General features: G+C 74.4%; 1 pseudogene. It reads right to left on the reverse strand.

The features are described 5' to 3' along the window. Positions 1-1,054, reverse strand: a pseudogene (locus tag GA0070215_RS27825) (type I polyketide synthase); the annotation flags it as partial. Positions 1,055-1,066: the final 12 nt, after the last annotated feature.

Raw genomic sequence — 1,066 nt, forward strand, 5'->3', positions numbered from 1 at the left:
ACAACACCCCACACAACCAACCCCACACACCCCCACCCAACACACCCGGCAAATCCACCAAACCACCCCACCGCAACGGCACCTCCAAACCCACCACCCGACCCAAACCCCACACCGCAGAACCCGCGACATCCACCAGCTCGTCCGAGCCGCCGACCGACACCGCCCCGCGCGTCAACCACCACAACCGGCCCGACCCACCGACGTCGGTCAGCGCCTGCACCACGGCCAGCGCCGTCGACACCTCGGCGGCGGCCGGAACCTGGGACGCCTCCCGCGGCTCCGCCAGCGACAGCAGGGACACCACGTGAGCGTCCCGGGCGTCGGAACTCATCGCCTCCAGCAGCAGCCGCGCCACCCGGTCACGGTCGGCGCCGGCCGGGACCAGCACCGGGACCACCCGGTCGGCCCGGGCAGCCAACGCCGCGGCCACCGGGTGGTCCTCCTGACCGGGCACCATCAGCAGCAGCCAGGTTCCCGCCAACGTCGCGGAGTCCGGCACGGCGGCCGTACGCCACGTCGCCCGGTACCGCCAGGAGTCGACGACCGCCCGCTGCTGCGTCGCCCGCCGCCACCGGGCGAGCTTGGGCAGCAGCGCCGTGGACGGCTCGTCCGCGCCCACGGCGAGATCCTCGCCCAGCACGCCGAGGTCCCCGGACTCGACCGCCGCCCAGAACTGCTCGTCGGACGGGGCGTCGGCCCGCTCCGGAGCCGAGCCGGGCTGGGGGTCCTCCAGCCAGTAGCGCTGCCGGTCGAAGGCGTAGGTGGGCAGTTCCACCGCGCGCGGCCGGGTGCCGGTCTGGCCGAGGTACGCCGCCCAGTCGACGGCCATGCCGGCGGCCCAGAGCTGCCCGGCGGCACTGGTGAGGGTGGTGACGTCGGGCTGGCTGCGACGCAGCGTGGCGACGTACCGCACGTCGTCGGCCGTGTCCGCCTCGGCGGCCATGGCGGTGAGGACCGCGTCCGGGCCGACTTCCAGGAAGGTGTCCACCCCCTGTGCCCGCAACGCCGCCACACCGTCGGCGAACCGCACCGGCTGGCGTACATGCCGCACCCAGTAGCCCGG

It is taken from the genome of Micromonospora marina (assembly GCF_900091565.1).
Lineage (GTDB): Bacteria > Actinomycetota > Actinomycetes > Mycobacteriales > Micromonosporaceae > Micromonospora > Micromonospora marina.